Annotated in this window: 6 protein-coding genes and 1 pseudogene; 2 read left to right on the plus strand and 5 right to left on the minus strand. The window is 41.5% G+C overall.

Going from position 1 to position 6,563, the window contains the following annotated elements; all coding sequences use genetic code 11:
- Window positions 1-192: pseudogene (locus tag BM213_RS13805) on the plus strand (IS1634 family transposase); the annotation flags it as partial.
- Between the two features lie 223 nt (window positions 193-415).
- On the opposite strand, the gene katG reads toward BM213_RS13805, so the two are convergent.
- The 3 genes from katG to BM213_RS15105 form a co-directional block, all read right to left on the minus strand.
- Complete coding sequence (katG, locus tag BM213_RS13810; RefSeq protein WP_091705096.1) at window positions 416-2,620, minus strand: catalase/peroxidase HPI; 2,205 nt, start codon at window positions 2,618-2,620, stop codon at window positions 416-418.
- Between the two features lie 236 nt (window positions 2,621-2,856).
- A complete protein-coding gene (locus BM213_RS15190; RefSeq protein WP_279625329.1) occupies window positions 2,857-2,991 on the minus strand; it encodes a hypothetical protein in 135 nt (44 codons plus the stop codon).
- 631 nt (window positions 2,992-3,622) lie between these two features.
- Window positions 3,623-3,838 carry a hypothetical protein gene (locus BM213_RS15105; protein WP_244149307.1) on the minus strand — a complete coding sequence of 72 codons (216 nt, stop codon included), beginning with the start codon at window positions 3,836-3,838 and terminating at the stop codon, window positions 3,623-3,625.
- Window positions 3,839-4,038: 200 nt separating this feature from the next.
- Here BM213_RS15105 and BM213_RS13825 point away from each other — a divergent pair, with 200 nt between their 5' ends.
- On the plus strand, window positions 4,039-4,905 hold the full coding sequence (locus BM213_RS13825) for an Rpn family recombination-promoting nuclease/putative transposase (protein ID WP_091705098.1): 867 nt from the start codon (window positions 4,039-4,041) through the stop codon (window positions 4,903-4,905).
- Between the two features lie 117 nt (window positions 4,906-5,022).
- Here BM213_RS13825 and hepT read toward each other — a convergent pair whose 3' ends face one another.
- Both hepT and mntA read right to left on the minus strand, forming a co-directional pair.
- Window positions 5,023-5,430: a type VII toxin-antitoxin system HepT family RNase toxin gene (gene hepT / locus BM213_RS13830; RefSeq protein WP_091705100.1), complete on the minus strand. Its 408-nt coding sequence runs from the start codon at window positions 5,428-5,430 to the stop codon at window positions 5,023-5,025.
- A complete protein-coding gene (gene mntA / locus BM213_RS13835) occupies window positions 5,420-5,815 on the minus strand; it encodes a type VII toxin-antitoxin system MntA family adenylyltransferase antitoxin (protein WP_091705102.1) in 396 nt (131 codons plus the stop codon). The genes hepT and mntA overlap by 11 nt, the downstream gene beginning before the upstream one ends.
- Between the last annotated feature and the right edge of the window lie 748 nt (window positions 5,816-6,563).

The raw sequence follows: 6,563 nt of genomic DNA on the forward strand, positions 1-6,563 counted from the left end.
TTAAAGGGCGCGGGAGGCCGGAAACTGACCCGACCGACCGGACAAGCGATTTTTCAATTGTTTTGGTATGTCAGAGTCGTCCTGTTGGAACTGCCGGATGGACGAATTCAACGCGCGTTAGGTCAACCGCTCACGTACGAGCAGCGAAGGATTCTGCAAGGATTAGGGATGGACGAGAGCATTTACGTCTAATGGGATAAAGAACGACCAACGATGGTAAAAAAAGGATTGCCATCGCTCGTTGTGTTGGTTTAAAAGTTATTCTAAAAAACTGAATAAAAAATCCTTTTGTTCCGCCCTACCAAGGTGCGAAATATGAGTTGAACAAAGAAATCGCACAGCAAATTAAGCGTGACGGAGTTGTGATTTATGAGAAATAAACAAGCAGGGGACAATCGTCCGCCTGCTTTTTCGTTTACACTGTAACGGATGCTTTTGTTTTTTTCCGCAGGTCAAAGCGGTCAGCGTTCATCACTTTTACCCAAGCCTTGATAAAGTCGCGGACGAATTTTTCTTTGTTGTCGTCTTGGGCGTAAAATTCGGCGTACGAACGGAGGATCGAGTTCGAACCGAACACTAAGTCGACACGTGTGGCGGTCCAACGAACTTCTCCTGTTTTCCGGTCGCGAATGTCGTACAAGCCATCTTCTTTTGGTACCCATTCATAGCTCATATCGACGAGGTGGACGAAGAAATCGTTCGTTAGCACGCCGATACGATCCGTAAATACACCGTGAGGAAGGTCGCGATACGTTGCCCCTAACACGCGCAATCCACCAACTAATACAGTCATTTCTGGAGCGGTTAAGCCAAGCAACTGCGCTTTGTCGACAAGCAGCTCCTCAGGCGTGACGCTGTATGCTTTCTTTTGGTAGTTACGGAATCCGTCCGCAACCGGTTCTAATACAGCAAAGCTTTCGACATCTGTTTGTTCTTCGGTTGCGTCGCCGCGCCCAGGCATAAACGGTACACGAACGTCAAAACCAGCGTCGCGTGCAGCTTTCTCGACAGCGGCGCTACCGCCAAGTACGATTAAATCGGCAAGGCTCACTTTTTTCGGAAGTTCACGTTGAATATCTTCGTAAACGGAAAGCACTTTAGCAAGTCGCTCTGGTTCGTTTACTTCCCAATCTTTTTGCGGAGCGAGTCGAATACGCGCACCGTTTGCTCCGCCGCGCTTATCGGAGTTGCGGAATGTGCTAGCGGACGCCCAAGCTGTTTTTACAAGCTCGCTCACTGTTAGTCCTGATTGCAAAATGCGCGTTTTGATGTCTTCGATTTCTGCATCAGTTAATTCCACGTCGACTGCTAGAATCGGGTCTTGCCAAATGAAATCTTCTTTCGGTACTTCTGGACCGAGATATCTCGTTTTCGGCCCCATGTCGCGATGAATAAGTTTAAACCATGCGCGTGCAAACGCATCAGCAAATTCTTCAGGATGTTCATAAAAGCGGCGAGCAATTTTTTCATATGCTGGGTCGAACCGTAACGCTAAATCGGTCGTCAGCATCATCGGTGGCACTTTCTTGTTCGCATCTTCGACATCTGGAGCGAGATGTTCTTCTTTTAAGTTCACTGCTTCCCACTGATACGCACCAGCTGGACTTTTTGTTAGCTTCCATTCGTATTCAAAAAGCAATTGTAAATAGCTGTTATCCCATTTTGTAGGTGTCGGTGTCCAAGCGCCTTCTAGGCCACTTGTAATCGTATCGCGTCCTTTTCCTTTTCCGTATGAGCTGATCCAACCTAATCCTTGTGCTTCGATTGGAGCGGCTTCTGGCTCAGGACCCACATGCGATGCATCGCCAGCTCCGTGCGCTTTACCAAACGTATGACCGCCTGCGATCAGCGCCACCGTTTCTTCATCGTTCATGCCCATTCGTTTAAACGTCTCACGAATGTCACGTGCGGCTGCGAGCGGATCTGGATTACCGTCCGGACCTTCTGGATTGACGTAAATGAGTCCCATTTGCACAGCAGCAAGCGGATTTTCTAACTCACGATCGCCTGTATAACGTTCCGAAGCGAGCCATTCTTTTTCCGCACCCCAATAAATGTCTTCCTCTGGATGCCATACGTCTTCACGGCCAGCGCCAAACCCGATCGTTTTTCCACCCATCGACTCAATGGCTACGTTGCCAGCTAATACGATTAAGTCCGCCCACGAAATTTTATTGCCATACTTCTGTTTAATCGGCCACAGCAGGCGACGTGCTTTATCTAAATTCGCATTGTCCGGCCAGCTGTTCAACGGGGCAAAACGTTGCGTGCCTGTTGATGCTCCACCTCGTCCGTCACCGATGCGATACGTTCCTGCCGAATGCCAAGCCATGCGGATAAATAGCGGTCCGTAATGACCGTAGTCGGCAGGCCACCAATCTTGGCTTGTCGTCATCAGTTTGCGCAAATCTTCTTTTAACGCCCAATAGTCAAGTTTTTGAAACTCTTCCGCATAATCGAACGTTTCGTCATGTGGATTCGTTTTTCGGTCATGTTGATGAAGGATGTTTAAGTTTAGTTGATTTGGCCACCAGTCTTTGTTTGTTGTTTTGTTTGAAGCGTGACTTGTCACGCTCCCATGGAATGGGCATTTGGATACGTGTTCGTTTTTGTTTTCCATTCTTTTATTCCCCTTTCTAGCATATAAATAAAATGAATTGTCTCTCAGTTGTATACACAATGAAGTGATAATGATTAGTACATTAGAATTATACTAAATTAATATTTAATAGTAAAGTATAAAAAATATTTTTATAAAAAAATTATAAAAATCCCCCATCTCATTCTGTTTACAGAATAAAATGGGGGATTTATACGTTTACATCCGTATCTCTGTTCATCATTTCACTCCAATCTTTAACTTTGGATCATAATATGTTGGACTTGTTCAGTTGTCAAATTGCGAATAAATTCAATTAAATCAATTGCTTCAATGCCGAACTCACGACATTTTTCAACGTATCTTTGGTAAGCTTTCGTATACATATCCATAAACAAAACCCCTTTCGCACATTTCTTTTGTTAGTTACATTGTATTATAACATATTTAAAAATAAATATCTGTTATATAATTACTTTTTTATATTCACGCAATAGTTGCTTTCAATATCCGTATCTTCGTAGATATGTGAGTGAATATCAGAATAAACGAAAAACAGCATCGACTTCTTAAAAGACGGCCATACGCACCTTTGTGCGTGCCGTTCAGACTGTTGACAAAATGGTTGTAAGACAGTTGTCTTGCAACCATTTTGTTCCATTTTGATATTTGTTTTCCTTCTTATGTCAGCTGCTAGCTCCGTATCTTCTCTAGTGATGTCATAAATTTGATCGGCCATTTGAATATATCCTTTTCTATTTTCTCTTATATCAGGATTTGTTTAGATTTCGAAATGAGACATGATTTCCATCTCAATCAAGGTAGTCATAATAATTTCCGCTTCATCTTCAATTAGCTGTTCAATGAACTCTACTGCATCAGGGTAACCCATTTCATGTGCCGCGTATATATTTGTATCAATTAGTATTTTTGTTGACACTGCTTAATTCTCCCACTCTTCCCTGTTTGCAATTTTGAGTGATTCCACCACGCCTTCTTTGCTAAATAACTTTGCACTACCAGCTAGACGTTTGTGTAACGCTTTTTTTCTTCTTTGGTTAGTTTTTTCTTTTCAGATTGCACTTGAATGACCTCCTTCACTTGTCCTTCTGTTAGAACAGGCACTTCGATTCGGTAATGATGACGGTTTTGACGCACGATCCTTTTTAAAATTGGTCGTTTTGCTGTTCCAGTTGTTATATGATAGGCGCCACGGTTCCCTTTTTTGTTAGTTCTCATTTGTATCCCACCTTGGTTGAGGTTTTATACACATTATACCATATTTCAGGAAGTCATGATACGGTGCCACCGCCCCGAAGCATGTCGAGATTTGTAGAAGCAGAGAGTGATAGTTTTCTCTCTGCTTTTTCCATTTCTAAAGAAGGAACATCACCAATTTTGTCGAAAATACACCACAAAATAGAAAGCGAGGTGCATATATGGCGGTTGACCATGATCGGTTGTTTAAAGAGCTGATTACGACATTTTTTGAAGAGTTTCTTCTTCTCTTTTTCCCGCATGTGCATGAGCATATCGATTTTCAACACGTGTCGTTTTTGTCAGAGGAGTTGTTTACCGATGTGACGGCGGGGGAGAAGTATCGCGTCGATTTGCTTGTAGAAACAAAGTTAAAAGGGGAGGATAGCCTTATTATCGTCCATATCGAAAACCAAAGCTATGTGCAGCCATCGTTTCCCGAACGAATGTTTATTTACTTTAGCCGCTTGTTTGAAAAATACCGAAAGCAGATGCTACCGATTGCCGTATTTAGCTACGATTACCTTCGAAATGAACCTTCATCGTTTACGCTCCAATTTCCGTTTTTCGATGTGCTTCAATTCCGATTTCTTACCGTTGAATTACGTAAACAAAACTGGCGTGATTACATTCGCCACGACAACCCAATCGCCGCTGCGCTGTTAAGCAAAATGGGGTATACTGAAAGTGAACGGGTAGAACTGAAAAAACAGTTTTTACGCATGATCGTACGCATGGAATTAGACGAAGCAAAGCAACGATTGTTAATCGGCTTTTTCGAAACATATGTGCAACTGTCGGATGAAGAAGAACAACAATTGCGAAACGAGGTGAATGAAATGGAAACGAAAGAAAAAGAACAAGTGTTGGATTTAATCATTTCATATGAGAAAAAAGCGCTAGAGAAGGGTTTGAAAGAAGGCGTGGAACGAGGGTTACAACAAGAAAAACGCCAAATCGCGAAAAAGATGCTGGAAAAAGGCTACGACGTACAGACAATTCATGAACTAACGGAGTTGTCTGTGGAAGAGATTGAGGGGTTGAAGTGATGTCATCTCTTGTCTGAAATTTTATCAACAGCGGCTCCCTGCCTTTTTAGATGAGTGGAAGAAGCATTGGGATTAGGATTAGAAAGTGGTTGCTAAGGCGATGCATATTCGCACCGCCTATTTTTGTCCAACAATTGCTTTCGTAAACTCGGTGAAGTCTGTTAAATGGTTGTCGAGTATTTTTTGTAAAATGGTCAAGTTCAGTTCTTGGTAGTCATGCACAGCGATATTACGAAATCCGACCATCGCTTTCATTTTCTGTGACAAGGATGAAGAGATGATACCATGTTTTTCTAAAAGAGTGAAAGCGTCTCGGCTTGTTTGTGGAAGTCCGAGCTTTTTTTGTGCAACGATGTGCATCGCTAAGTCAATGCTTGCTTCACACGCCCGTTGGAGGTTGAGGACAATGGAATCTTGCTTTGTGTAATTCTCCAAATGTTTTGGGTTGTTTTCATATTCTTCATGAATACGTTTCAGACACCGTTCGATGACACTGATTTTATTTAGGATGACATCATGAATCATAAACCGACCCACTTTCCACAATGTTTCGCAAAATTTCGGCTCGTTCCTCGTTTAGTTTTGCATACATTTTCAGCACTAGCCATTCATATTCTGCCTTTTTTTGTTCGTCTGCACAATAGATGACCTTACCGTTACTGACGATTTGTGCTTGAAAAACGGTGTTCGCTTCTTTTAAATCGATGAGATCGACGTCTCGCTGTAATCGCTCTGCCAATTGTTGAGCGAGCATAAAGCGTTCATAATGGTCGAATGATTGCTTATCGCTCAAAAAAGCAATATCAATGTCGCTATCGTGGCGAATATGTCCTGTTGCTGCTGATCCGAACAAATAAATGACAGAAGGCGAGACCGCATTCTTTAATGTTTCCACAATGATTTGTTCCATCTGGTCACCGTCCTTTTATTTCCATGCTATTACAATTATATGATTTTCGGTTGTGTGTGTCACGTCCCTATAGAAAACTTAGTTTTTTATGTGATTACAACGTTATTCCAAAGGATGGCCGCCTCTTTTGATCACCATTTGCTACAGTCATATGAAGTGTTTTGTTACTTAATTATTCAAAGTATTCACATGTTATACTAATTATAAGTCGCTAGAGGATCTGACTTTGTCAGATTTTGGGGAATGGCGATTACTAGTTATGAATGACGAAGAAGAGATAGTTGCCAAACATTCATTTATAGTAAAAAATATCGCATTCACATATACATCCAAGAGGTGTTCGTCAATGAACGAAAACATACTCTTTTAGTTTCGTTTTCAATCACTCTGGCTTTTTTTCTCCTTATTGAACTTTTATTCAAAAAAAGAAAAGGGATAAAGTTTCGATTCGATCTTTTGTTGTGAAGTTTGTTAGCATCGTTATTTTTGTTTACATAATAAAGTTAACCATTTTATAAAGGGTGTCCTTATCTTATAGTGATAACAAGGACACTTTTCTTTTTCTATGGAGATAACCAATCTATGCTTTCACGGAAGCTCTATTCGGGACTCTCTTTTTAATTTGGCGAAAATATTCAAATTTATTCATCCTTTTCTACAGTATTCGACAACATTTTTCGTTCTCTTTCTGTACAATAAAATCGGTTTTATCTTAATTAGGCGAGAAGACTCCCACTTCAACGAAGCG

Source organism: Anoxybacillus pushchinoensis (assembly GCF_900111795.1).
GTDB classification, from domain to species: domain Bacteria; phylum Bacillota; class Bacilli; order Bacillales; family Anoxybacillaceae; genus Anoxybacillus; species Anoxybacillus pushchinoensis.

Excerpts from the sequence above, each read along its gene's own strand:
- katG (WP_091705096.1), bottom strand. The coding sequence starts at position 2,620 with ATGGAAAACAAAAACGAACACGTATCCAAATGCCCATTCCATGGGAGC.
- BM213_RS15190 (WP_279625329.1), bottom strand. The coding sequence starts at position 2,991 with ATGGATATGTATACGAAAGCTTACCAAAGATACGTTGAAAAATGTCGT.
- BM213_RS15105 (WP_244149307.1), bottom strand. The coding sequence starts at position 3,838 with ATGAGAACTAACAAAAAAGGGAACCGTGGCGCCTATCATATAACAACT.
- BM213_RS13825 (WP_091705098.1), top strand. The coding sequence starts at position 4,039 with ATGGCGGTTGACCATGATCGGTTGTTTAAAGAGCTGATTACGACATTT.
- hepT (WP_091705100.1), bottom strand. The coding sequence starts at position 5,430 with ATGATTCATGATGTCATCCTAAATAAAATCAGTGTCATCGAACGGTGT.
- mntA (WP_091705102.1), bottom strand. The coding sequence starts at position 5,815 with ATGGAACAAATCATTGTGGAAACATTAAAGAATGCGGTCTCGCCTTCT.